General features: G+C 69.8%; 31 protein-coding genes. All 31 read left to right on the top strand.

Translation table 11 applies throughout. From position 1 onward, the window contains the following. Window positions 1–181 precede the first annotated feature (181 nt). The 31 genes from ACZ6JY_RS02265 (at window position 182) to ACZ6JY_RS02115 (ending at window position 22,258) form a co-directional block, all read left to right on the top strand. The gene (locus ACZ6JY_RS02265; protein WP_469191346.1) at window positions 182–628 is read left to right on the top strand and encodes a hypothetical protein; all 447 of its coding nucleotides are present in this window, start codon (window positions 182–184) and stop codon (window positions 626–628) included. Between the two features lie 77 nt (window positions 629–705). Beyond that, on the top strand, window positions 706–1,245 hold the full coding sequence (locus tag ACZ6JY_RS02260; RefSeq protein ID WP_469191344.1) for a hypothetical protein: 540 nt from the start codon (window positions 706–708) through the stop codon (window positions 1,243–1,245). A gap of 97 nt (window positions 1,246–1,342) precedes the next feature. Next, a complete protein-coding gene (locus ACZ6JY_RS02255) occupies window positions 1,343–1,543 on the top strand; it encodes a hypothetical protein (RefSeq protein ID WP_469191342.1) in 201 nt (66 codons plus the stop codon). Continuing rightward, window positions 1,540–1,725, top strand: coding sequence for a hypothetical protein (locus ACZ6JY_RS02250; RefSeq protein ID WP_469191340.1), 186 nt, complete (start codon window positions 1,540–1,542; stop codon window positions 1,723–1,725). The genes ACZ6JY_RS02255 and ACZ6JY_RS02250 overlap by 4 nt, the downstream gene beginning before the upstream one ends. Next, entirely contained in the window at window positions 1,722–2,048 is a 327-nt protein-coding gene (locus tag ACZ6JY_RS02245; protein WP_469191338.1) for a hypothetical protein, read from the top strand. The genes ACZ6JY_RS02250 and ACZ6JY_RS02245 overlap by 4 nt, the downstream gene beginning before the upstream one ends. Further along, window positions 2,045–2,383, top strand: a complete 339-nt coding sequence (locus ACZ6JY_RS02240) for a hypothetical protein (protein WP_469191336.1) — start codon at window positions 2,045–2,047, stop codon at window positions 2,381–2,383. Before ACZ6JY_RS02245 ends, ACZ6JY_RS02240 begins: the two co-directional genes overlap by 4 nt. 2 nt (window positions 2,384–2,385) lie before the next feature. After that, window positions 2,386–3,045 carry a hypothetical protein gene (locus ACZ6JY_RS02235; protein WP_469191334.1) on the top strand — a complete coding sequence of 220 codons (660 nt, stop codon included), beginning with the start codon at window positions 2,386–2,388 and terminating at the stop codon, window positions 3,043–3,045. 148 nt (window positions 3,046–3,193) lie between these two features. Continuing rightward, window positions 3,194–4,033, top strand: coding sequence for a MerR family transcriptional regulator (locus ACZ6JY_RS02230; RefSeq protein ID WP_469191333.1), 840 nt, complete (start codon window positions 3,194–3,196; stop codon window positions 4,031–4,033). Then, window positions 4,030–4,212 (top strand): hypothetical protein, encoded by a 183-nt coding sequence (locus ACZ6JY_RS02225; RefSeq protein WP_469191331.1) that lies wholly within the window; start codon window positions 4,030–4,032, stop codon window positions 4,210–4,212. Before ACZ6JY_RS02230 ends, ACZ6JY_RS02225 begins: the two co-directional genes overlap by 4 nt. Window positions 4,213–4,217: 5 nt before the next feature. Continuing rightward, window positions 4,218–4,361, top strand: a complete 144-nt coding sequence (locus ACZ6JY_RS02220; RefSeq protein ID WP_469191329.1) for a hypothetical protein — start codon at window positions 4,218–4,220, stop codon at window positions 4,359–4,361. A gap of 7 nt (window positions 4,362–4,368) precedes the next feature. After that, the gene (locus ACZ6JY_RS02215; protein ID WP_469191327.1) at window positions 4,369–4,890 is read left to right on the top strand and encodes a hypothetical protein; all 522 of its coding nucleotides are present in this window, start codon (window positions 4,369–4,371) and stop codon (window positions 4,888–4,890) included. A 507-nt stretch (window positions 4,891–5,397) separates the two neighbouring features. Continuing rightward, on the top strand, window positions 5,398–5,520 hold the full coding sequence (locus tag ACZ6JY_RS02210; RefSeq protein ID WP_469191325.1) for a hypothetical protein: 123 nt from the start codon (window positions 5,398–5,400) through the stop codon (window positions 5,518–5,520). Between the two features lie 60 nt (window positions 5,521–5,580). Further along, window positions 5,581–5,784 (top strand): hypothetical protein, encoded by a 204-nt coding sequence (locus tag ACZ6JY_RS02205; protein WP_469191323.1) that lies wholly within the window; start codon window positions 5,581–5,583, stop codon window positions 5,782–5,784. A gap of 186 nt (window positions 5,785–5,970) precedes the next feature. Beyond that, window positions 5,971–6,390: a hypothetical protein gene (locus tag ACZ6JY_RS02200; RefSeq protein ID WP_469191321.1), complete on the top strand. Its 420-nt coding sequence runs from the start codon at window positions 5,971–5,973 to the stop codon at window positions 6,388–6,390. 61 nt (window positions 6,391–6,451) lie between these two features. Continuing rightward, window positions 6,452–6,742 carry an HNH endonuclease gene (locus ACZ6JY_RS02195; protein WP_469191320.1) on the top strand — a complete coding sequence of 97 codons (291 nt, stop codon included), beginning with the start codon at window positions 6,452–6,454 and terminating at the stop codon, window positions 6,740–6,742. Window positions 6,743–6,853: 111 nt separating this feature from the next. Then, window positions 6,854–7,135 (top strand): hypothetical protein, encoded by a 282-nt coding sequence (locus ACZ6JY_RS02190; RefSeq protein ID WP_469191318.1) that lies wholly within the window; start codon window positions 6,854–6,856, stop codon window positions 7,133–7,135. Then, window positions 7,098–8,657, top strand: coding sequence for a terminase large subunit domain-containing protein (locus tag ACZ6JY_RS02185; RefSeq protein WP_469191316.1), 1,560 nt, complete (start codon window positions 7,098–7,100; stop codon window positions 8,655–8,657). Before ACZ6JY_RS02190 ends, ACZ6JY_RS02185 begins: the two co-directional genes overlap by 38 nt. Before the next feature lie 14 nt (window positions 8,658–8,671). After that, window positions 8,672–9,883 (top strand): phage portal protein, encoded by a 1,212-nt coding sequence (locus ACZ6JY_RS02180; protein WP_469191314.1) that lies wholly within the window; start codon window positions 8,672–8,674, stop codon window positions 9,881–9,883. Then, entirely contained in the window at window positions 9,880–10,548 is a 669-nt protein-coding gene (locus tag ACZ6JY_RS02175; protein ID WP_469191312.1) for an HK97 family phage prohead protease, read from the top strand. Before ACZ6JY_RS02180 ends, ACZ6JY_RS02175 begins: the two co-directional genes overlap by 4 nt. 137 nt (window positions 10,549–10,685) lie before the next feature. Then, window positions 10,686–12,074 (top strand): hypothetical protein, encoded by a 1,389-nt coding sequence (locus tag ACZ6JY_RS02170; RefSeq protein ID WP_469191310.1) that lies wholly within the window; start codon window positions 10,686–10,688, stop codon window positions 12,072–12,074. A 79-nt stretch (window positions 12,075–12,153) separates the two neighbouring features. After that, window positions 12,154–12,357 carry a hypothetical protein gene (locus ACZ6JY_RS02165; protein ID WP_469191308.1) on the top strand — a complete coding sequence of 68 codons (204 nt, stop codon included), beginning with the start codon at window positions 12,154–12,156 and terminating at the stop codon, window positions 12,355–12,357. 1 nt (window position 12,358) lies between these two features. Next, window positions 12,359–12,955 carry a phage gp6-like head-tail connector protein gene (locus ACZ6JY_RS02160; RefSeq protein ID WP_469191306.1) on the top strand — a complete coding sequence of 199 codons (597 nt, stop codon included), beginning with the start codon at window positions 12,359–12,361 and terminating at the stop codon, window positions 12,953–12,955. 10 nt (window positions 12,956–12,965) lie between these two features. After that, window positions 12,966–13,415 carry a hypothetical protein gene (locus ACZ6JY_RS02155; protein WP_469191304.1) on the top strand — a complete coding sequence of 150 codons (450 nt, stop codon included), beginning with the start codon at window positions 12,966–12,968 and terminating at the stop codon, window positions 13,413–13,415. Then, on the top strand, window positions 13,415–14,152 hold the full coding sequence (locus tag ACZ6JY_RS02150; RefSeq protein WP_469191302.1) for a hypothetical protein: 738 nt from the start codon (window positions 13,415–13,417) through the stop codon (window positions 14,150–14,152). The genes ACZ6JY_RS02155 and ACZ6JY_RS02150 overlap by 1 nt, the downstream gene beginning before the upstream one ends. A 6-nt stretch (window positions 14,153–14,158) precedes the next feature. Beyond that, window positions 14,159–14,569, top strand: a complete 411-nt coding sequence (locus ACZ6JY_RS02145; protein ID WP_469191301.1) for a phage tail protein — start codon at window positions 14,159–14,161, stop codon at window positions 14,567–14,569. Continuing rightward, complete coding sequence (locus ACZ6JY_RS02140) at window positions 14,569–15,078, top strand: hypothetical protein (protein ID WP_469191299.1); 510 nt, start codon at window positions 14,569–14,571, stop codon at window positions 15,076–15,078. Before ACZ6JY_RS02145 ends, ACZ6JY_RS02140 begins: the two co-directional genes overlap by 1 nt. A 13-nt stretch (window positions 15,079–15,091) precedes the next feature. After that, entirely contained in the window at window positions 15,092–15,502 is a 411-nt protein-coding gene (locus tag ACZ6JY_RS02135; RefSeq protein WP_469191297.1) for a hypothetical protein, read from the top strand. Between the two features lie 155 nt (window positions 15,503–15,657). Next, window positions 15,658–17,637: a phage tail tape measure protein gene (locus ACZ6JY_RS02130; RefSeq protein ID WP_469191295.1), complete on the top strand. Its 1,980-nt coding sequence runs from the start codon at window positions 15,658–15,660 to the stop codon at window positions 17,635–17,637. A gap of 2 nt (window positions 17,638–17,639) precedes the next feature. Continuing rightward, complete coding sequence (locus ACZ6JY_RS02125; protein ID WP_469191293.1) at window positions 17,640–19,013, top strand: hypothetical protein; 1,374 nt, start codon at window positions 17,640–17,642, stop codon at window positions 19,011–19,013. A gap of 3 nt (window positions 19,014–19,016) precedes the next feature. After that, a complete protein-coding gene (locus ACZ6JY_RS02120; RefSeq protein ID WP_469191291.1) occupies window positions 19,017–21,722 on the top strand; it encodes an alkaline phosphatase D family protein in 2,706 nt (901 codons plus the stop codon). Window positions 21,723–21,730: 8 nt separating this feature from the next. Continuing rightward, a complete protein-coding gene (locus tag ACZ6JY_RS02115; RefSeq protein WP_469191289.1) occupies window positions 21,731–22,258 on the top strand; it encodes a hypothetical protein in 528 nt (175 codons plus the stop codon). The last annotated feature ends 2 nt before the right edge of the window (window positions 22,259–22,260 follow it).

The following is a 22,260-nucleotide window of genomic DNA, read 5'->3' as shown; positions in this document are numbered from 1 at the left end:
AACAGGCGCAACACCGCGCCGACCTCCTCGCAGGAATCGACGGATGGGTCTGGGACGACGACCAACGCGACACCGACCGCCGACACCTCCAACTCATCACCCAGACAGACACACACGCCGCCTGACCGCTCGCATCCGGTTCCGCCCGCACTCGCGCACACACGAACCAACGGAGACCACCATGACCAAGGCCCTGCCCCACGATCCGTACATCACCGCCGTCATCGCCGCCCTCACCGCCGCCGGCCTCGAACCCGACAGCTTCTGGACGTCCGACGCCGAGATCGATCCGTACGCCACCGGCGACGACGCGGGCTGCACCACGATGCTCACTGCCGTCATCAGCTGGGACGACAGCACGGACGACGACACCGGCGGCCTGCTCCTGCTGTGGGACCACCCCGCCGAGGCGTGGCAGTACGCCCGGCCGCGCGTCGAGGGCGGCAACACCACGCCGGAGTTCCTGCCCCAGCTCGGCCGCTACGCCCACCCCGAATCGGTCGTCGCGACCGTGAGCGCACTCCTCGCCGGGGATCCGGTGCCCGAGGGCCACGCCCCGTACTGGCACGAGGCCGACGCCGTACGCGTCGCCGTGGACGCGTGGGCCGAGGACGAAACCAGCGAGTGAGCAGCAGCACGGCCGCCCCTGTCCTTAGCAGGGGCGGCCGACCCGGCCAGTCCACCACGACCACCCCGGAGACGACCATGACCGAGCCCCTCGACCTCATCCCGATCGAGGCCCGCGCTTCCGCAGCCACGCGAGGCCCGTGGGAACGCCACCCGCAGTACGGGCCGCACTTTCTGGCCAACATCACCGGCGCGTACCTGGAAGGCGTCGGAGACTTCAACTTCGGCGTCGGCGAGCAGGCCGCCGCCGACGAGGAGTTCGTGCGCCACGCGCAGCCGGACGTGACCGCGCTGATCGCGGAGGTACAGCGGCTCCGAGCCGCCGCGCCGTCTGCGCCCACCGACCGCCGCGACCGCATCCGGCACGCCATCGCCCGCGAGTTCCGAGGCGCCGACTACAGCGCAAACGACCTCGACCCTGAAGAGTTCGGCAGCTTCGCCGACGCCGTGCTGGCCGCCCTCCCCGCACCCGCCGACCGGGCCGCCACGTTCCGCGAGGCCGCCGACGCGCTCGACAACTCCGAACGCCTCCGTGACCTCACAGACGATCACATGCTCGACATCCACGCCGCCGCGAACGAGCTGCGCTGCCTGGCCGACGAGGCGCAGCAGCCGTGACGCTCGTCGTCGCCTACGTCGTCCTCGTCATGGTGACCGCCGGCCTCCCCCTCGCCCACTGGACGCAGATCCCGCCCTGGAAACCCTGGAGGTCCCGTTGACCACCCTCCCGTGCCTCTCCTGCCGTCGCCTCCGCCGCACCGGCCAATACCTCTGCCGCGCATGCTGGTTCAAGATTCCCGGCCCCTCCCGCAGCGCTTTGAACCTGCGCGACAGCCGGGCCTTGGCCCGACTGCGCGAGCTGCACACCCAGCTCACCGCCGGTGTGCCCCTCACCGAAATCCAGGTGACCCCGTGAGGCGCTGCACGCGCGGGCACTTCATCCCCGCCAACGCCCCGACGCACATCTGCCACTGCACGCTCACGCCCCGCCGCCGGCGCTACCGCAGCCACGAGCTGGGCTCAGACCTGTGGGGCCAAGGTCTCACCGCCCGCAGGAAGGTCATCCGCACCATCTCTCTCACCGGGAGCTACCTATGAGCCGCTTCGCCCGCGCCCTGTGCAGCCTCCAAGGCGGTGCCTTCCTCTGGCTGGCCTACTGCGCCGTGCAATCCGCCCGCAACGGAGCCACGTGGGAAGTCTGGCTGTTCGCCGCGGCCTCGGTCCTGCCCGTCATCGCCGTGTTCCGCGAGTACGAGCTGGCCGACGAGCGCCGCGCCGTCGCGGTCCGCGCCGAGCGCCTGGCCCGCCTCCGCATCCACGCCGACGAGCTCAACTGGGCGTGCTGCGAGCGGTGGTGGACGTCGTTCGCCACCGACCACGACCCGACCTGTCCGAACCAGACCCGCAGGAGCGCAGCATGACCGAGCCCCGAAAGACCGCCGACACGATCACCGACGACGACCTCGACGCCCTGTACGCCCGGGTGGAGGCCGAGGCGAAGGCCAGCCGCCGACTCCTCGCGCAACGGCAGGAGATGGCCGAGGAGCGGTATGCGTGGCAGCAGCGCGGAGACAGGGCCGAGGCCGCCATCGAGCGCGTGCGGAAGCTGGCCACCCGCTGGGCCGTGTTGCGCGCCTACGGCAGCGCCGCTACCGAGCTGCGCGCGGCCCTCGACGAGCCCGCCCTCACCGAGGATGACATGACGGACCTCCTGGCCGACCGCCGCGTGCCGTGCCTCGGGCGCAAGGAGCCGTGACCATGCCCCGTAGCTGCGGTCTGTGCGAGAACGATCTGGAGCACGGCTACCTATGCCCGGGCTGCACCCTGACCACTGCCCGCCGTCTGGACGCCGCGCCGTACTGGTACCGGGGTCTCGCCGCGTTTCTCCAGCCCGCCGCCACCGGCCCCGCCGTCGGCTGCCGCACCACGCGCGCCGAGGCGCCGATGCCGCTCGCGGAGGGGCCGTTCAACCTCCGCGGCCCCGGCGGGATCGTCGGCGTCCTTGAGGACTGGCGCAGCGCGATGCAGGCCGACCGCGGATGGGGCGAACCCGTCATCGCCGGGACGCTGGAGCAACGCATCGTTGTCGCCGCCCGTGCCCTGAGCATCAACCTCGAATGGATCGCGGTGTCCTGGCCTCTGGCCGCCGCCTGCTCCGAGGAGATCCGCGACCTCGAGCGCTCCGTGCGCTCCATCGTCGCGCCCACCGATCCCGCCGAGCGGCCCGTGCGTATGGGGCCATGCCCAACCGTCCTGGACGCACAGGACGCCCGTTGCGGCACCGTCCTGACTCGGCGTCCCGGCGAGGGGACAGTCACCTGCCGGGGGTGCGGCTCGACATGGCCGCCGTCCCGCGCGCTCGCCCTCGCTCGTGCGCAGCAGGACGCTTCCAACGGGCCCAGGACGCTGGCGAGTTGAGCCGCGAAATTCGCAACAGACCATCGCTTAACGGCTGATCTTGTGCCAAGCTGACCCGTACAACCACAAAAAGAACGGCCCCCGTCCGGTGTTGGAGCACCGAAACGAGGGCCTGACCGCCACCCCTGACGTAACCAGGAGGACGGCTATGGCAAATCTTGCCATGCGTCAGCGCGCCCGCCGCGCCCTTGGCCGGATCTTCCGGCCCACCCCCAGACACCCCCGCACCACCAGCTCGCGCCCGCAGGCACCCCTCTGGGTCCGCGGCCTCACCGCCGGCGGCCGCCCCGTCGTCCTCGGCGTCGCACTCCTCATGTGCGCCCCCGGTGAGTACCACCTCGCCCGCGCCGCAGGCTGGTCCGAGCAGTTCGCCTACGGCATGCCAGTGGTCCTGTCCGCTTACGCGGGCATCGCCGCCGCCGTGGCGTCCACCCGCCGCAAGGGCGACCGCGGACTCTGGTCCGCGATCATCGGCGCCTGCCTCGCCCTCGGCCTTGCCATGGCCGCGCAGGTCGTCTCGCACCTCATCGGCACCGGCCATGTCCGCGCGTCCCAGCCGTGGCTGATCGCCGTCACGTCACTCGTGCCCCCGGCGGTCGTCGGTCACCTCCTGCACCTCGCGGCGACCCCGCCCGCCGCGCACCAGGACGCCGAGGACGCAACATCGGCCCCCGCCGTCCCAAGCGTCCCGCAGCGCCCGGCAGTCGTCCCGGACAACGTCCGCTTGCTCCCGCTCGTTGCACGGCCCAAAACCGAGGCCGAGGACGCCCAGGACGCCGTCGAGACCGAGCAGGACGCCGATGGCCGCCCCGCTCCGCCCCCCGTCCTGCTGTCGTCCTCAGAGGTCGCCCGCTGGTACGGCGTCGAAGCCTCCACGGTTCGCACCTGGGTCGCCGCAGGACGCCTCACCGTCCACACCAAGGACGCAGGACGCAACTGGTTCGACCGGGACGCCCTGCCGGATCTGGCCGCCGAGGTGACGTCATGACGCACGCCGCGCCCGACGAGCGCCGCGTCCGGCACCTGCTCGTCACGAGCGGCGTAGGCCCCGACGCCGAGCAGCTGCTCCCCGCGCTCCCGCCCGGCGACCTGCCGCGCGGCTACGAGTCCGCCCCGGCCCCCTGGTCGTGGGACGTCTACTTCGCCGGCCTCCCGCTCACCGAGTAGCCCCGGTGCTCGCCGCGTTCTTCGCAGGCTCCGTGCTGGTCGCGTTCCTCGGCCTCTGCGCCGTCGCGCTCACCGACGTCCCCCGCATCACCGGGACCGTCGCCCTCATCGTCACCCTCGCCGCGCTCGCCGTGGCCATCCTCCACTGAGGACCCCATGACCCCGCTCGACATCCCGACGTACGGCCTCGTCTCCCTGGGAGGCGTCACCGTCGGCCTGTCCCTGTTCGCCTGGGACTTCACCCGCTGGTTCGCCTCCAACAAGAAGCGCTTCGCTCCCAAGGCCCTCCGAAAGCTGCTGCCGTTCCTGCTGTGCATGGCCTACGGCACCCTGCTGATCCTCTCTGCGGGAGGGATCATCGGCGGCCTGGCGGACTGGAGCCTGTGGGGCACCAATCAGGTCGGGGAGTTCGCCCTGGTCTACGGCGTCGGCGGCACCGCGCCGGACGTCACCCGCGGCTCGTCCCTCGCCCTCTCTCCGGGCGGCCACGCGTTCATCATCATCGCCACCGTCATCGTGGTCGCCGTCACCAGCGTCCGCGGCATGCGATGGGACTTCCTCCGCGGCGTCCTGAGCGGGATCAGCCTCGGCCTCGCGTCCAGCGTCGCGGGCGTCGCCGGGTACATCCTCGCGCCCGCCGTCTCCTGGGTCGGCGACTTCATTCCGGGGCTGTCGTGAAGACCCGTACAGCCGCTACGGGGCGGCGCATCGCGCGCGGCACGTGGCGCCTGATCGAGGCGTACGGGCACTGGCTCAGCGGCGAGTCACATCGGCCGGCCTCTGCCGGACTCCGCTCGGGTGTCCGGTGGTTGGGCGTCGTCGTGCTGCGCCTGGCGGCCTCGCTCTTCGCCCTCGTCTTCTACGGCTCGGTGGTCCAGCGAGCCCCGTACCTGATGTACGCGCTGCCTCCCGCGTGGGCCTACAACGCGTGGCACATGTCCGATTGGTCCGCCACTCCCCCGCCGAGAGGGGTGGCCCCCGATTCCGACGTTGATGCAGCTCGCAGGCGTGCACGCGCGAGAGGGGTGTTCGATCCGAACGGGGTTATGTGCGTCTACCAAGCACCTCGCGAGGAGACCAACGAGCCCGACTCACAGCCCACTTAGACACCGGGGCGGCCGACTGCTGCCAGGCGACCCGACCACCCCGGCCCACCCATCCCGATCACACGAGACAGGAACCGCCATGATCTCTCGACTCTTCGCTGTCGCGCGCCACCTCGCCGCACTCCGCTACGACCAGCCGCCCCTGGAGCTGTGCCAGAACTGCATGGGCTACTTCCCGCCCAGCCACTTCCCCTGCAACTAACGAGCAGGCACCCCGCCACGCGGCACTCCGCGCGGCGGGGCTCTGCCGCATCATGGCCCCATGGAGTCGCAGATCATCCGCCCCGGCTACCTCACCGCCCACCAGACCGCCCAAGCCCTCGGCGTCGGCCTCCCCGCCGTGCGCAAGCTCGTCGAGCGGGGAGAGCTGAAGAGAGCCCCCGGCAGCACCCCACGACAACCCTGGTACGCCCTCACCGATGTCCAGGCATACGAGGCCCGCCGCGCCACACGCGCCGCCGCTTGACGCGCAGGTCAGAGCAGTGTCACGATCCCGGTGAACACCTGTGCCCTCAACCGGCACCGCAGACGCACACGAAGCCCCGACCACATCCCCCCGGTCGGGGCTTCGTCGCGCCTCGGGAGCATCGCCAACACGGCTTCTCCCTATACCGCATGATGTCCCTTCACGCACAACATCCCAGGGGGGACCATGCGCATCCGTACCACCACTGCGGTCATCACCGCCGTACTCGCGCTCGCACTCGTCGGCTGCAGTAGTGACGATGGTGGCAGCGACGGCAAGGCCGAACCGAGCAAGAGCACCGCACCCAAGGCCACCAAGTCCCAGGACTACAGCGACGCCGAGAAAGCTGCTGGCATCCCGCCCGAGCCCAACGCCGCTGAGCGAGCCGCACTCATCAGGGCACTCAGGGCGGTGAACCCCGCGCTCGTCGCCGACGAGGACAAGGCCGTCGACAACGCGCGCAACCAGTGCGCCACCATCAACGGTGGTGGCAAGGCCGACGTGACCGCGCAAGCCCGCTTCTCCACCAGCGAGCACAGGGCCTCTGAGGCTGAGGCCAAGGCCATCAACGAGGCGCTGAAGGCCTTGGGGTTCTGCAAGGTCTAGCCAGCAGATCGGCCCGGCCCTCACGCGCGTGAGGCCGGGCTCTCGCATGAGGGGGAAGGTCATGGCTGGACGTACCGACCTGGTCAGCTACGACTACCGCAAGGTGCGCGCCCGCATTCTCGCGGAGTCCGACGTGTGCATCGTGTGCGGCCATGGTGCAGCCGAGGCCGTCGACCACATCCACCCGGTCGCCAAGGGCGGGGCGAAGCTCGACCCCGACAACCTCGCTCCCATCCACGGCGTGAACGGCTGCCCTGTCTGCCTGCGCAAGTGCAACAACGAGAAGGGCGCCCGCCCTCTCGCAGAGGTGCAGCAGCTGATCACCTCAGTGGATTGGTTCGCGGGCCCCTGATCTGGGGTGGCCCAAGATTTTTTGGAAACGGACATATCCCAACCCCGCGCCCAGCTTTTATTTTTCTCCCCCCGGGCCGATCTCGTCGGAACGATCATGGAAGGGGGCGTCATGGGTCCCGTCGAGCAAGCGGTCCGCGACGACATCCGGGAGCTCGGCGACCTGGTCGGTGTCGAGCCTTCGCTGTCGGAGATGGCCTACCGGCTCGCCCGCGAGATCGACGGGGCATCCTCCGCCGAGTGTGAGACGTGCGGCGAGCCAATCCCCGTGCAGGACGACGCCCGCAGCCTCCCCCAGTTGAACCGCGAGCTCCGCCAGACGCTCGCCCAGCTGCTGGAGGGGCGGGCCGCTGACGATGACGACGACCTCGGAGACCTGGCGAGCCCCGACTGAGGTCGCCGAGGATCTGCGCGAGCGGTACGGACTGCAGTGCCCGCCGCGCTGGGGCACGCCGCGTCATCCGGACCGGCCCTCGCTCGGGCCCAAGCTGTGGAAGGTCATGACCAAGCTCGGCGCGCCGCCGATGCCGTGGCAGAAGTACGTCTCTGACGTCGCCTTGGAGATCGACCCGGACACCGGGCTGTTCGCCCACCGCGAGGTCGGCATCTCGGTCTCCCGCCAACAGGGCAAGACCGAGCTGTGCCTGGGCGCGCAGGTTCACCGGGCGATGGCGTGGCAACGGCAGAACATCGTCTACGCAGCGCAGACCCGGGGCATGGCCCGGCAGCGCTGGGAGGACGAGTTCTGGGAGAAGATCTCGGGCTCGGACCTCCGCAAGCGGGCGCGCATCCGCAAGTCCAACGGCAACGAGGCGATCCTGTGGCCCGCGACGCGCTCGAAGATGGGCATCACTGCGAACACGGAAAAGGCCGGCCACGGGCCACCGCTCGACATGGGGTTCATCGACGAGGCGTTCGCGCACGAAGACGACCGGCTGGAGCAGGCGTTCAGTCCGGCAATGCTCACGCGGAAGATGGCTCAGCTGTGGTGGGCGTCCGCGGGCGGCACGACCAAGTCGGTGTGGCTCAACAAGAAGCGCGAGGCGGGCCGGAAGCTGATCGAGGAGTTCTTCGCCGTGCTGGCAGAGGACGCCGCGGCGCAGCGTCCTCGGGTCGCGTACTTCGAGTGGTTCGCCCCCGAAGACATGCCGCGCGATGACCCGGCGACTTGGTACGCGACGCTGCCCGCGCTGGGCCACACGGTCACGGTGGACGTCATCCGGGCCGAGCTGGGGAAGATGGACCCGGCCGAGTTCGACCGGGCGTATCTGAACCGCACCCGCAAGCCGACACCGCCTGTGGACCCAAACGTGCCCAAGAGCAAGTGGCCGGGCATGGTCGACGCCGAGAGTAGGCCGACCCGTGACGTGGCCTTCGCCATCGACGTGTCGCAGGACCGGGCGCACGCCTCAATCTCGGTGGCCTCACTGCGGCCGGACGGCAAGGTGCACGTCGAGGTCGTGGCCCGCCGCCCCGGCACGGACTGGGTGGTGCCCGCGGTGGTGAAGCTGCACAAGCTGTGGAATCCCGTGGTCGTGGCAATCGCCTCCGTGGGCACACCGGCCGGATCGCTTATCGACGACCTGGTGGCCGCGGGCATCGACGTACCCAAGGACAAGGAGCACCCGCAGCGCGGCGACCTGATCGTGATGCGTACTGGAGACGTCGTCGAGGCGTGCGGGCAGATGGCCGACGCCATGAACCAGAGCACCGTGCGGCACATCGACCAAGTGCCGCTGACCGCGGCCGTGAACGGCGCCAGGACCCGTAAGAACGGGGACGCCTGGACGCTGGACCGCACCAGTTCCATTACCGAGATCAGCCCGTTCTGCGCGGCGACGTTCGCCCGCTGGGCGCTGTTGATCCGGGGCCCGCACGTGATCGAGGACTACGACGTCGCGGACTCGTTCGCGTGAGGGGAGGGCAGGCCATGGGCGCCTGGTCCAAGCTGAGGCACGCATTCACCCGCAGCGCACAGATCACCAGCGCCGAGGACCTGATGGCGCGGGCCCGCGAGCAGCGCACAGGCGGCGTGCACGTCACCAACGACTCGGCGCTGCGGCACAGCGCGGTGTGGGCATGCCTGCGGCTGCGCGCGGACCTGGTGTCGACGATGCCGGTGGACGTCTACCGGCGGGTCAACGGCATCCAGGTGGAGGTGCCCAAGCCTCCTGTCCTGGTCTCTCCTGGCGGCGCTCAGGTCGGCCTGCCCGAATGGCTGTACTCCAGCCAGGTCGACCTCGACCGGGCGGGCAACTGCTTCGGCATCATCACCGAACGGTCGGGCGTGATCGGCCCGGACGGGCGCGGGCTGCCCGCGCGGGTCGAGCTGGTGGCGCTGGGAGACGTCACCGTCCGCGCGAACGGCTCGCAGATCCTGAAGTTCGTCATCGCGGGCAAGGAGTACGAGCCGTGGGACATCTGGCACGAGAAGCAGTACACCGTGGCTGGTCTACCCCTGGGGCTGTCCCCGGTGGCGTATGCGGCGTGGACGATCGAAGAGTCCCTGAACGCGCAGGAGTTCGCCCGTGACTGGTTCGCCGGCGGCGCGGTTCCGATGGCCGAGCTGAAGAACACCGCCAAGAAGATCGACAAGGGTGAAGCGCGTGTCGCCCGCGAGCAGTTCAAGGCCGCGGTGTCGACGGGTGATCTGTTCGTCCACGGCAACGACTGGGAGTACAAGCCGATCCAGGCCGTTGCTTCCCAGTCCGCATTCATCGAAGCCCGGCAGTACGGGCTGAGTGACATCGCGCGGTTCTTCGGCTGCCCCGGCGACATGATCGATGCGGCGGTGTCCGGGAGCAGCATCACTTACGCGAGCATCACGCAGCGCAACTTGCAGTTTCTGATCATGCATCTGGGTCCGGCGGTGGGGCGCAGGGAGAACGCGTTCAGCCGCTTCCTGGTGCCCGGCCCGCGGTTCGTGAAGCTCAACACCGACGCGCTGTTGCGCATGGATCCCGAGGCCCGCGCCCGCACCATCGGCGCACGGATCACCACGCGCATCCTCGCCCCCTCGGAGGCCCGTGCGCTGGACAACCTGCCGCCCTTCACCGACGAGCAGCTCGCCGAGTTCGACCGGCTCTTCGGCACGCGCGCCGTACCCACGCCACCTACCGCTGCTACGGGAGCAACGTCATGACCGTAACCACGCTCGCCGCAGCTGCGGCCCGTGCTCAGCAGGTGCGCCAGCGCGCCGACCGTCCCTCTCAGCGGCGCAGCGCCGAACAGAGCGGCTCGCGCGCCACGGTGCGCGCGGCGCTGTCCGGTGTGCAGGTCCGCGAGGCAGGCGAGGGCGGCGCCCTGGAGTTCCTGGGCCACGCCACGGTGTACGAGCAGAGCTACGAGATGTGGGACATGTTCGGTCCCTATTCCGAGGTCGTCTCAGCGGGGGCCGGTACGGATTCCCTGGCCCGCGCGGACCTGGACGTGCCGCTCGTGCTCGGCCACGACCAGCTGCGCCGCCTGGCCCGCACCACCACCGGGACGCTGCTGCTGTCCGAGGACGAGACCGGACTGTCGGTGCGCGCCCCGCAGCTGGACCCCGCCGACTACGACGTGGCGTACATCGCGCCCAAGCTGCGGTCCGGCCTCGTCGACGAGATGTCGTTCGCGTTCCGCATCGAGTCGGGCCAGTGGTCCCCGGACTACACCGAGTACCGCATCAACCGGTACGACATCCACCGCGGCGACGTCGCCATCGTCGGCTACGGCGCCAACCCCTACACCGTCAGCAGCCTGCGGCAGGAGCCCGCGCCGGCGAAGAGCCGGGCCCGCGCGCTCCTTGAGATCGCACTCGCCCGCTGACCCCCTGATCTTCCCGCCGCCCGGCGGGATGCTGCCCTGCGCTCTCGCGCGCACGAGCCCACCCGGCGCCATGCCTCGGGTGGCCGTCTGACCTGGACCGGGGCGTCTGGATTGAATCGACCAAGGAGAGCTGAGCCATGACGCTCGCTGACCTGATCGCCCAGGCGCGCACCGCGCTGGACACGGCGATCACTGCACGACAGCAGGAGCAGGACGCGCTGATGGCGCTGCGCTCCGACGAGAACCTGACCGAGGACGCGGTTGCCGCCCGGGTCGCCACCCGCGACACGGCCGACGCCGAGGTCACCCGACGGCAGGAGGCCCTGGCCGCACTGGAGGCCGAGCAGGTCCGCGAGGACGAGGTGGCCGCCCTCCAGGCGCGCACCGTGCCCGCGGCCAACCGTGCCCCGGCCTACGACCAGGTGCACCGTGTCGGCCAGGATGAGCGCACTTACCGGGCCGACCAGGACCGGCGTGGCGCGCAGTTCCAGTACGACGTGAGGGCCGCGTTCCTCGGGGACTACGAGGCGCAGGCGCGACTCTCTCGCCACATGCAGGAGGAGCGCGTCGAGCGCGGGCAGCAGATCCGCGCGGTGGGAACGGGCGCGTTCGCTGGCCTGGTCATCCCGCAGTACCTGACCGACATGTACGCGCCGCTGGCCCGCACGAACCGGCCGTTCGCCGACGCCTGCCGTCGCCACACGCTGCCGCCCACGGGCATGACGGTGGAGATCTCCCGCATCACCACGGGATCCGGCGTCGACAACCAGGCGGCGGAGAACGACGCAGTGACCGAGACGAACATGGACGACACGGCGCTGTCGATCCCTGTCCGTACCGCTGCCGGGCAGCAGACCGCGTCCCGCCAGTCCATCGAGCGGGGCGCCGGCGTCGAGGACGTCATCCTGGACGACCTGTTCCGCGCCTACGGCAGCCGCCTGGACACCACCATGCTGAACCTGGCGACGGTGGGCCTGTCGGCCGCGGCCACCGCGGTCGCCTACACGGACGCCACGCCGACCACGGCGGAGCTGTACCCCAAGGTGATCGAGGGACTGTCGGGCGTCGAGTCCGCGCTCCTGGACCAGGCGTCCGGCGACAACCTCGCCGTCATGCACTCCCGGCGCTGGTACTGGATGCAGAACGCCATGGGCACCTCGTACCCGCTGATCACCCAGCCGGGTGTCGTGGCGCAGACCCTGGGCGCGAACTACGCCGAGGCGTATGGGCGCGGCGTGCGCGGCATCCTGCCCAACGGCACCCCGGTCATCGTGGACAACAACATCGCCACGAACCTGGGCGCCGGCACCAACGAGGACGAGATCTACCTGGTGGACCGGCAGGAATGCCACCTCTGGGAGGACCCCGACGCCCCGGTCTACATCCGCGCCGAGCAGGCCAAGGCCGCCAACCTCGGCGTCCTGATGGTGGTGTACGGCTACTACGCCTTCACCTTCCAGCGCCAGCCGCACGCCCGGAAGATCGGCGGCACCGGCCTGGTCCCGCCGACGTTCACCGGCCTCTGATCCACCGCCACGCGGGGCCCGCTCCACACCAGGGGCGGGCCCTGCGTGCGCCCACCCTCCATCGCCTGGGAGCGAAGCAATGACCGAGGACACGATGATCGCCGCCCTGCTGCGGGAGCGCGAAGGGCTCATCCAGCGCGGCCTGACCGAACGGGTTGCCCAGGTCGACGAGCAGCTGGCCCGCCGTGGCCACACGCCGCCGGCCGACGAGAAGTCCGCCGCACCGGTGTCACGCTCGACGCCGCCCAAGGGCCGCCGCCAGCGGGGCCCGGAGAAGACCTGACGTGGCCAACGAGTACGGCGACCGGGTCACGCTCAAGGAGAGGCTGGGCCTCGAGGCCGCCGACACCAGCCGGGACACGCTGCTGGACAAGGCGCTGTCCGCCGCCTCCCGCAGCATCGACAAGACGTGTGGCCGCCGCTTCTGGCTCGACCCCGAGGCCGTGCAGCGCACCTACCGCACGCGCGGCCGGGTGGTGCGCGAGGACGACGGCGACCTGCTCCTGGTCGACGACATCGGCGTCATCACGGGCCTGGTCGTCGAGACCGGCTCGGGCAGCTCGTTCACGGCCGTCACCGGCTACGAGACGAGCCCGGACAACGCCCTGCTGGACGGGCAGCCCATCACCGGCCTGCTGCGCGTGAGCGGCACGTGGGGCAACGCCAGTGCCCGCGCCCGGATCACCGCACAGTTCGGCTGGCCTGCCGTACCGGACGACATCACCGAGGCCGCGCTCATCCAGGCAGCCCGCCTCTACAAGCGCAAGGACTCCGCCGAGGGCATCACCGGCTCGGCCGAGTGGGGCGTGGTGCGGCTCTCCCGCCGCGACCCGGACGTGTGGAACCTGATCGAGCCGTTCATCCTGCCCGGCTTCGCCTAGGAGGGACGGCATGCAAATCTCCCTGGTCCGCAACGCCATCGCGGCCGCGGCCCGCACCGTCGTCCTGCCCGCGGGCATCGGCAAGCTGACGACCACCGGCTACACCCCGGACGCCATCGCTGCCCCGCACTTCTTCGTCGCCGAGGTCGAGGTCACCTTCGACAAGACATTCGGCCGCGGCACCGACCAACTCGAGTTCACCTGCCGCGTCCTGGTCGGCCGCGCCGATGACCGGGCCGCCCAGCGGATCCTCGACTCCCTGCTGTCCGGCTCCGGCCCGGCCTCGCTGAAGACGGCGATCGAAGTGGCCCGCGGCGCCCCCGGAGAGCTGGCCCTGGGGGGCCTGGCAGATGACCTGCACGTGATGCGGGTGCAGGGATACCGCTGGTACGAGCACGAAGGCACCACCTACATCGGCGCCGAGCTGATGATCAAAGTCATTGGGGACGGGAGCAGCTGATGAGTAAGTTCGTGCTGACCGACGTGCGGCTGTTCACCGGCGGCGCCGACCTGACCGGACACTCCAACAAGGTGGAGATCTCCGCCGAGGTCGAGGACAAGGACACCACCAACTACGCCTCCCAGGGCTGGAAGGAGATCCTCGGCGGACTCGCCTCGGCCGAGATCTCCGGCGAGGGCCAGTGGGAGGCCGGAGACCCCGGCAAGGTCGATGACCACTCCTGGGAATCCCTCGGCGGCCTCGGCCCCTGGTCGATCGGCCCCGCAGGCGCGGCCGTCGGCAGCCTGTCCTACTTCACCAACGCGCTGCGCGCCGACTACAAACTCGGCGACGCGGTGGGCGAGGTCGCCCCCTGGACCGGCACCGCCAAGTCATCGTGGCCGCTGGTACGCGGACAGTTCGCCCATCCGCCGGGTACCGCGCGCACCGCCACCGGGGTCGGCACGTCGATGAACCTGGGCGCGGTCACGGCGGGCAACCGCCTGTACGCGGCCCTGCATGTGGTGTCCCTGGCCGGTACGGCGACGCCGACCATCACGGCCCGGATCGAGTCGGACGACGCCACGGGGTTCGCGTCACCGACCACGCGCTTGAGTTTCGCCGCGGCCACCGCGGTGGGCGGGCAGGTGCTGCGTACCGATGGCACCGCCATCACGGACACCTGGTGGCGGATCGCGTGGACGATCACCGGCACCACCCCTTCGTTCCTGTTCGTCTCCTCTATCGGGATCTGGTGATCACCCATGCCCAAGATGATTCTGCTGGCGGAGTTCGTCAGCCTCAACAGCACCGACATGACCGAGTACTGCCGCAAGGCCGAGCTGTCCACGGAGGTCGAGGACAAGGACGTGACGACCTACGCCTCCCAGGGGTGGAAGGAAGTCCTGGGCGGGCTGAAGTCCGGTGAGCTGGGACTGGAGTTTCTGCAGGACGTCGCCGCCACAAAGATCGACTCGATCATGTGGCCGCTGCTCGGCACGGTCGTCCCCTTCGAGGTGCGGCTCTCCCAGGCCGCCGTCGGCGCCGCCAACCCGAAGTACTCCGGCAGCATCCTGATCAACGGCTGGAACCCCATCGAGGGCTCCGTCGGCGACGAGGCGTCCGTGTCGGTGGGCTACCCCACCTCGGGTGTGGTCACCAGGGCGACCGCCTGATGGCCGGAGAGCCGCCGTTCGATCTGCGCTGCACGCACGAGGGCCTGGACTCCCTGGTGCGTGCCATCCGCGCAGAAGAGGACGGCAAGGCGCTGCGCAAGGATCTCGCGAAGAACATGCGCGAGGCCCTCAAGCCCGGGGCGGCGCAGGCCAAGAGCAGCATCATGGGCATGGTCTCCTCCGGCGGCATGCGCACCGGACCGGCCCTGCGCTCCTCCATCGCCCGCAAGATCCGGCCCGAGGTGAAGCTGGGCGGACGCTGGTCCGGCGCCCGCGTGAAGGCGTTCAAGACGAAGAACGTCCGCGGCTTCCCCAACGCGCCCAAGCGCACCAACCGCGCGTCCGGCTGGCGTCACCCCGTCTTCGGCAACCGCGAGGTGTGGATCCAGCAGCGCGGCAAGTTGGAGTGGTTCGACCGCTCGTTCACGGGCCGCGAGGCCATCTACAAGGAGGCGGTCGAGTCCGCCATGACCGACATGGCCCAGCGCATCGCGTCGCGGGTCCGATAGGAGGGGGACCCCGATGTACCTGATCTACACGCCCGAGGGCACGGACGAGCCGCAGCGCTGGAAGTACAACCCCAAGAAGCTGATGACGCCCGAGCGCGAGGACATCGAGCGGCGCACCGGCTACGACTTCTCCGAGTTCACCACCCGCGTCCTGAAGGGCAACAGCCTGTGCCGCCGCGCCCTGCTGTACGTCTTCCTGCGCCGTGAGCACCCCAAGACCCGCTACGAGGACGTCCAGTTCCAGTGGGACGAGCTCGACCTGGCCTACTCCGCGGGCGAGCTGCGCGAGATGCGGGCGCAGGTCGCCGAGAAGCTGCACGGCGATGAGCTCGCCACCGCCCTGGAGCAGCTGGACGAGGAGATCGCTGAGGCGTTCGAGGACCCGGACGACGAGGGAAAAGCGAGTCTGCCCGTCGCCGGATAAGGCGACTGGGCGACGCGGCCCACCTGCTCGGCATCCGCCCCTGGCAGTGGGACCTGATGACGGTTGAGCAGACCGACCACGTCCTTGACTGGCTCGACGCCTACGAGAAGGCCCAGGACGAGGCCGCAGCGAAGATGAAGTAGGGAGGTCGGGCCGTGAGCGACACCTCTCTGGTGTTCAACCTGGTCGCGACGGACAACGCGTCGCCCACGGTGGAGCGCTTCAAGGAGCGCATCTCCACCGCGGCGGCCGGTATCGGCGCCGGCGTCGCCGCCGCACTCGGCGTGGGCGTGGCCGCCAACCTCGACATGGAGGCCGCGGGCGACAAGCTCGCCGCGCAGCTGGGCATCGGCCCGGCCAAGGCCGCCGAGCTGTCCAAGGTCTCGGCGAGCGTCTACCAGAACGCCTGGGGCGACTCGATCGAGACCGTCAACGAGGCCGTGAAGGGCGTCTACTCCAACATCGGGGACACCTCCAAGGCCAAGGGCGGGATAGAGGGCCTGACCACCAAGGCCCTCGCTCTCTCCGAGACGTTCGGACAGGAGGTCGGGCCCACCACGTCGGCCGTCGGGCAGATGCTCAAGACGGGCCTGGCCAAGAACGCGGACGAGGCGTTCGACATCCTCACCCGCGGTTTCCAGTCCGGCGCCAACAAAGCCGACGATCTCTTGGACACCGTGAATGAGTACGGCACCCAGTGGCGCAAGTTCGGCTTGGACGGCAAGACCGCGATGGGTCTGCTCTCCCAGGGGCTGAAGGGCGGCGCGCGGGACGCCGACGTCGTCGCGGACTCCATCAAGGAGTTCTCCATCAGAGCCATCGACGGCAGCGAGAGCACCGCTGAGGGCTTCAAGATGATCGGCCTGAACGCCGACGACATGGCCGCCAAGATCGGAAAGGGCGGCAAGTCCGCGTCCGGCGCCCTGGACGAGACCCTCGACCGGCTGCGCAACATCAAGGACCCGGTCGAGCGCTCCAAGGCTGCCGTCGCCCTGTTCGGCACCCAGGCTGAGGATCTCGGGGACGCCTTGTACTCGTTGGACCCCTCCAAGGCTGTCGAGTCCCTGGGCAAGGTCGGCGGGGCCGCCGACAAGATGACCAAGACCGTGGGCGACAACCCCAAGGCCGCGCTGGAGTCCTTCAAGCGCACGTCCATCGCCAAGCTCGCGGAGATCTCCGGGACGTTCATCACCTTCGCCACCCAGAACAAGACCGTCATGGAGCCGCTCGCCTACACCCTGGGCGGCCTCGCCATCGCGGTGCTGGCCATCAAGGGCGGCATGATGGCCTGGGCGGCAGCTCAGGCGGCGTGGACGGCAGCGACGACGATCGCCACCGGCGCCCAGTGGCTGTGGAACGCCGCGATGGCCGCCAACCCGATGGTCTGGGTCATCGCCATCATCGTCGCCCTGGTCGCCGTGATCATCGTGATCGCCACCAAGACGACCTGGTTCCAGACGCTCTGGCGCAACGCCTGGGGCGGCATCCGCTCCGGCGTGGGCACGGCCTACGCATGGATGCGCGACAAGGTGTTCCTGCCCATCGGCCGCTTCTTCACCCAGACCATCCCCGGCGCCGCGGGCGTCGTCCGGGACAAGATCGTCGGCGCGTTCTCGACTGCGGGCTCCAAGATCCGGTCCGTGGTCGGCGGGGCCATCAGCGCGGCGCGCGGCAAGTTCAACGACTTCGTCGGGTTCGTCGGCGGTCTGCCGGGCCGGATCGGCAGGGCCGTGAAAGGCATGTTCAGCGGCGTGAAGAACGCGTTCAAGTCGGCGATCAACTGGGTGATCGGCAAGTGGAACGGCTTCGGGTTCTCCATCGGCGGCGGCTCGTTCATGGGCGTCGACATCCCCAAGGTCACCATCTCCACCCCGAACATCCCCTACCTGGCCAAGGGCGGCCTGATCAACCGTGCCGGTATGGCCATGGTCGGCGAGCAGGGCCCGGAACTGCTGTCCCTGCCGCGCGGTGCGGGCGTCACGCCCCTGTCGCGCATGGGCGGGGGCGGCGGCACCATCACCATCCGCTACGAGACCAGCGGCGCCTACGACAACTGGCTGCGCGCGATCCGACAGATGGTGCAGGTCGAGGGCGGCGGCGACGTGCAGGCCGCGTTCGGCAACGGGAGGCGGTAGCTGTGGCGTTCCCGCAGACCCCCCTCGCCGTGGCCATCGCCCTGTACCTGGGCGGCACCTGGGTGGACATCACTTCGGACGTCTACCTGCGCAACCGCATCCAGATCACCTGGGGACGCCAGGACTGGGCGTCGAAGGCCGACACCATCAAGTGCCCGCTGACCATCAACAACAGGTCCGGGAAGTACAGCCCGAAGAACCCCAACAGCCCCTACTACGGGCAGCTGGGGCGCAACACCCCCCTGCGGATCAGCGTCACCACACCCACCGGCCTGGAGTCGATACGTTTCGAGGGGCACGTCTCCAGCTGGCCCACCCGCTGGGACCTCTCCGGCAAGGACGTCTACGTGGGCGTGCAAGCCAACGGCATCCGCCGGCGCCTGAGCCAGGGCGTGCCCGCCGTGCTCGACACGCTGCGGCGTCACATCGAGAAGCACGCCCCACTCTCGTACTGGCCGCTGACGGACGGCGAGGACGCCCGCCACGGCTCCGAGATCGTGCAGGGCAGCCAGCCCATGCGGGCAATCGGCTCGGCCGGATCCTTCTACCAGGGGCAGCCGAACTGGGGAAAAGGCGTGCTGGGCTCGTGGCTGGAGCCGGTCGTGGAGTGTCCCGACGACACCGAGGGCCTGCTGACCGCGCCGGTGCGGGCGCGCCCCACGGGCGGCTGGTCCGCCGAGTACACCATCGCCAGCAGCGGCCAGGACTACCTGACCGCGTTCGAGCTGCTCGACACCGGACAGCAGACGACGACCACCACCCAAACTCAGTGGCAGGTCCTGACTGTCTCCTTCAGCAAGGTTGTGCAGCTGCACGTCACCGACAAGGGCGACGGCACCTCTTCCACCTCAATGCTCGCGAACGTGTCCGCGCCCATCGTGTTCGACGGCAGCGCCCACCACATCCGGCTATCCGTCGCGGACGCCGGTTCCGGCTCGATCGGCTGGACCCTGTACATCGACGGCGTCGCCGAGGCCTCCGGTAGCCGGGCGGTCCCCTACCGGCCGCTCGGCCGCTTCACCATGCGCTGGACCACGAACATCACGGACACCAACACCGTCGCCGTCAACGTCGGGCACATCGCCTACTGGGGGGCCACCCCGCCCCTGGCCATCGACACCTGGAAAGCCATGCGGGGCTACGTCCGCGAGCTCGCCGGACGGCGAATCGAGCGCCTGTGCGCCGAGCAGAACGTGCCACTGCAAGTGGTCGGCAACCTCGACGAGACGCCGCAGATGGGCCCGCAGCACCCCGGCACGTTCCTGGACCTGCTACAGACCGCGTCCGACGTGGACGGCGGCGTCATCTACGAATCCCGGGCCGTGGCCGGGCTCGCCTTCCGCACCCAAAGATCCAAGTACAACCAAGGGGGATGAGCCGTGGCTTTCGACGTCAAGAGCGCATGGTCCGGGGCCCTCACCGACACCTCGGTACGGATCATCGCCGACACCGCGCCGCCCACCAACGGCTCCGTCCTGGTCGCCGACAACGAGGCGATGACCGGCGCCGCCGTCATCGGCCCGGTCACCGCCACCGCTGAGGGCATCCTGGCGTTCACCGTGAGCGGCCTGGACCCGGACACCCGCTACTGGTACGTCGTCGACGCAGGCGGCCTGAACACCTCCTACAAAGGCACCTTCCGCACCCACCCGGGCCCCGCCGGCGAGCCGCTGAACTACATCTTCGGAGCAGCAGGCGACGCCGGACTGACCGGCGACGGCGACGAGGGCACCGTCACCAGCGCCGTCAGCAACAACCCCGTCTTCGACACCATGCGCGCCCAGTCCCGCACGGAAGAGTGGGCGTGGTTCTCCCACCTGGGGGATCTGCACTACCGCAACATCGCCACCAACGACCCCGCCCTGTACCGGGCTGCCTACGACGACACCCACAACTACGCGCTCGGCTTCAACCCGGCAGCACGCCAAGGCATGTTCCTGCGCGAGCAGGCGATCACCTACGTGTGGGACGACCACGACTTCGGGCCGAACAACTCCGACCGCACCTCCGCGGGCAATCCCGCCGCGAACCAGGCGTACCGCGAGTGCGTGCCGCACTACCCGCTCGCCGATCCGGCGGGGATCTACCAGTCGTGGCAGGTCGGCCGTGTCCTGTACATCGCCTCCGACGTGCGCAGCTTCCGCGACCCCAACGCGAACCCGCTGACCCCGGCCAAGACGATGCTGGGCACCGCCCAGAAGGCGTGGATCGAGAACCTGCTGACCACCACCTCGGCCGAGGCTCTGGTGTGGCAGTCGCCCTCTCGCTGGGTCGGCGGCTCGGACACCTGGGAGTCCTTCTCCTACGAACGCGCCGAGATGGTCCAGATGTTCGGCGACACCGGATGGTTGGACCGGATGCTGTTCATGACCGCCGACATGCACGCCCTGTCCATCTGCTCCGGGCCGAACAACGCCAACGGCCGCTTCCCGATGTTCATGTTCGCGGGCATGGACGCCGGGTCCTGGTCCACCGGAGTCGAGTACGACATCGGCTCGATCGCAGGACGGCGCCAGTACGGCACCATGCGCGTGCGCGACGACGGGCACACCATCGCCCTGACCGGCACCGGATACCGCGACGGCACCGTCCTGATGAGCCACACCGCCTACGTCGACATCGGCTCACCCGTCTTCGCCCTGAGCTACACCGCCGGGCACGTCTCCGAGCCACTGGAGCCCACCGACGACGACCAGGGCCTGCGCAACCACGTCACCGCCAAGCGCGAGGACGGCGGAGAAGCCCGCTACGCCAAGACCACCGGCCCGCTCAACACCAGCACCCCCGACCAGGACCCGGACGGGGTCGGCGTCTACGACGAGGGCGTCACCGTCAACGTCGCCCGCGACGACCAGCTGCCCGACCAGGCAGGCTGGCGCGTCCACCTGGGCACCGTGGACGAGGCCCGCTACCCGATGGTGCACATCGACCTGGCCGCCAACCCGGACCTGGCCGACCAGGTCGCCGCCCTCGGCCTAGGTGACAGGGTCACCATCGACAACCCGCCCGCCTGGCTGCCCCCCGACCAGATCCAGCTCATCGCCGAGGGCGGCACCGAAACGGTCGGCATGTACGACTGGGACGTCGAGCTCAACGCCAGCCCGGGGTCGCCCTGGACCGTCGCCCAGCTGCCCCCGGGCGACGCCTCGACCGCCGGCCCCAACCGGCCCAACCGGCTGGACACCAGCGGCTCACAGCTGGTCGCCGACGTCACCAGCAGCGCCACCGAGCTACTCGTGCACACCCCGCAGGACGAGATCCTCGGCCACGCCCAGTGGATCAACACCGAAGGTTTGACGGGGGTCTACCCCACGCACTTCCCCTTCGATCTGCGGCTCGGCGGCGAGGTTGTCCGCGCCACGGCCATCAAGCCGCTGAGCTACGACACGTTCACCCGCAGCGTCGCCGCGGGCAGCTGGGGCACCAGCACCGGCGGGCAAACCTGGACTCTGGACCAGGGAACCACCTCGGAACGCTCGGTCGATGGCACGCGCGGCCTGGTCGCCATGCCGTCCGCCATCTCCACCCTGCGCTTCCAGATCCTTCCGCAGGCCGTTGGCGACTGCGAGATCCGCACCCGGCTGTCCGTGAACCAGGTCGCCACCGGCGCCAGCCTGGTCCCCGGCGTGCTGCTGCGGTACGTCGACGCCTTGAACTACTACCGGGCCCGCATCCACTTCGGCACCGGCGGACTGCTCTTCGCCTCCATCACCCGCGACACCACCCAGATCGGCGGCAGCCCGCAGCTGCCCGGCACGTACACCGCGGGCGCCGAGTTCGAGATGCGGGTACGCCTGATCGGCCACCGCATCCTCATGCGGGTCTGGCCCGTCGGCAAGTCCGAACCAGAGCGATGGCACCACGAAGCCACCGTGACCACCAACCCCATCGAGACCGGCCGTGTGGGCACCACCGTGTCCGGTTTCGCCGGGAACACCAACGTCTCCCCGGTCGCGTCCTGCGACAACTTCGAGGTCATCACCCCGCAGCGCGTAACGGCCACCCGCAGCATCAACACCGTCGTCAAGGCGCAGACGGCGGGCACCGCGGTGTCGCTCGCGCAGCCCGCCCCCGTCGCGCTCTAGGAGGCCCGATGTCCTTTCCTCAGTGGTTCGCCGGGCAGGCCCTCACCGCGGACGGCCTCAACGGCCGCAACATGCGGCTGGTCATGCAGGAGAACGACCAGACCGTCAACAACTCGACGGCCTACGTCGCCTCGGAGATCGTCTTCACCCCCGAACCCAACGCCACCTACTGGTACACGCTGCTGGTCTCCTACAGCGCCGACGGCGCCGGCGACTTCAAGTGGAACTGGAACGCCGCAGGGGCAACGTTCGCGTCATTCACGCAGGCCCGATCGGTCGACGCGACCGGCACGTTCAACGCGGGCGCAACCGTGATCTTCCGGCGACCAGGCAACACCACGGACCGGCTCGCAGGCGGCGCCACGACGGGCACGCCAACGGACTCGTTCTACTCCGCCTACGACCAGGGGACGTTCGTCACCGACGGCACCATCACACCGGTCACCATGCAGTTCGCCCAGGCAACCGCCGCCGCCGTGAACTGCATCCTCCGCGGCGGCAACCAAACCCGGCTCCTGTACCAGCGCATCGCCTGACC

It is taken from the genome of Streptomyces sp. NPDC046335 (genome assembly GCF_055587985.1).
Note: the sequence above shows the minus strand (reverse complement) of the source record. Positions and strands in the feature narration are given on the sequence as shown.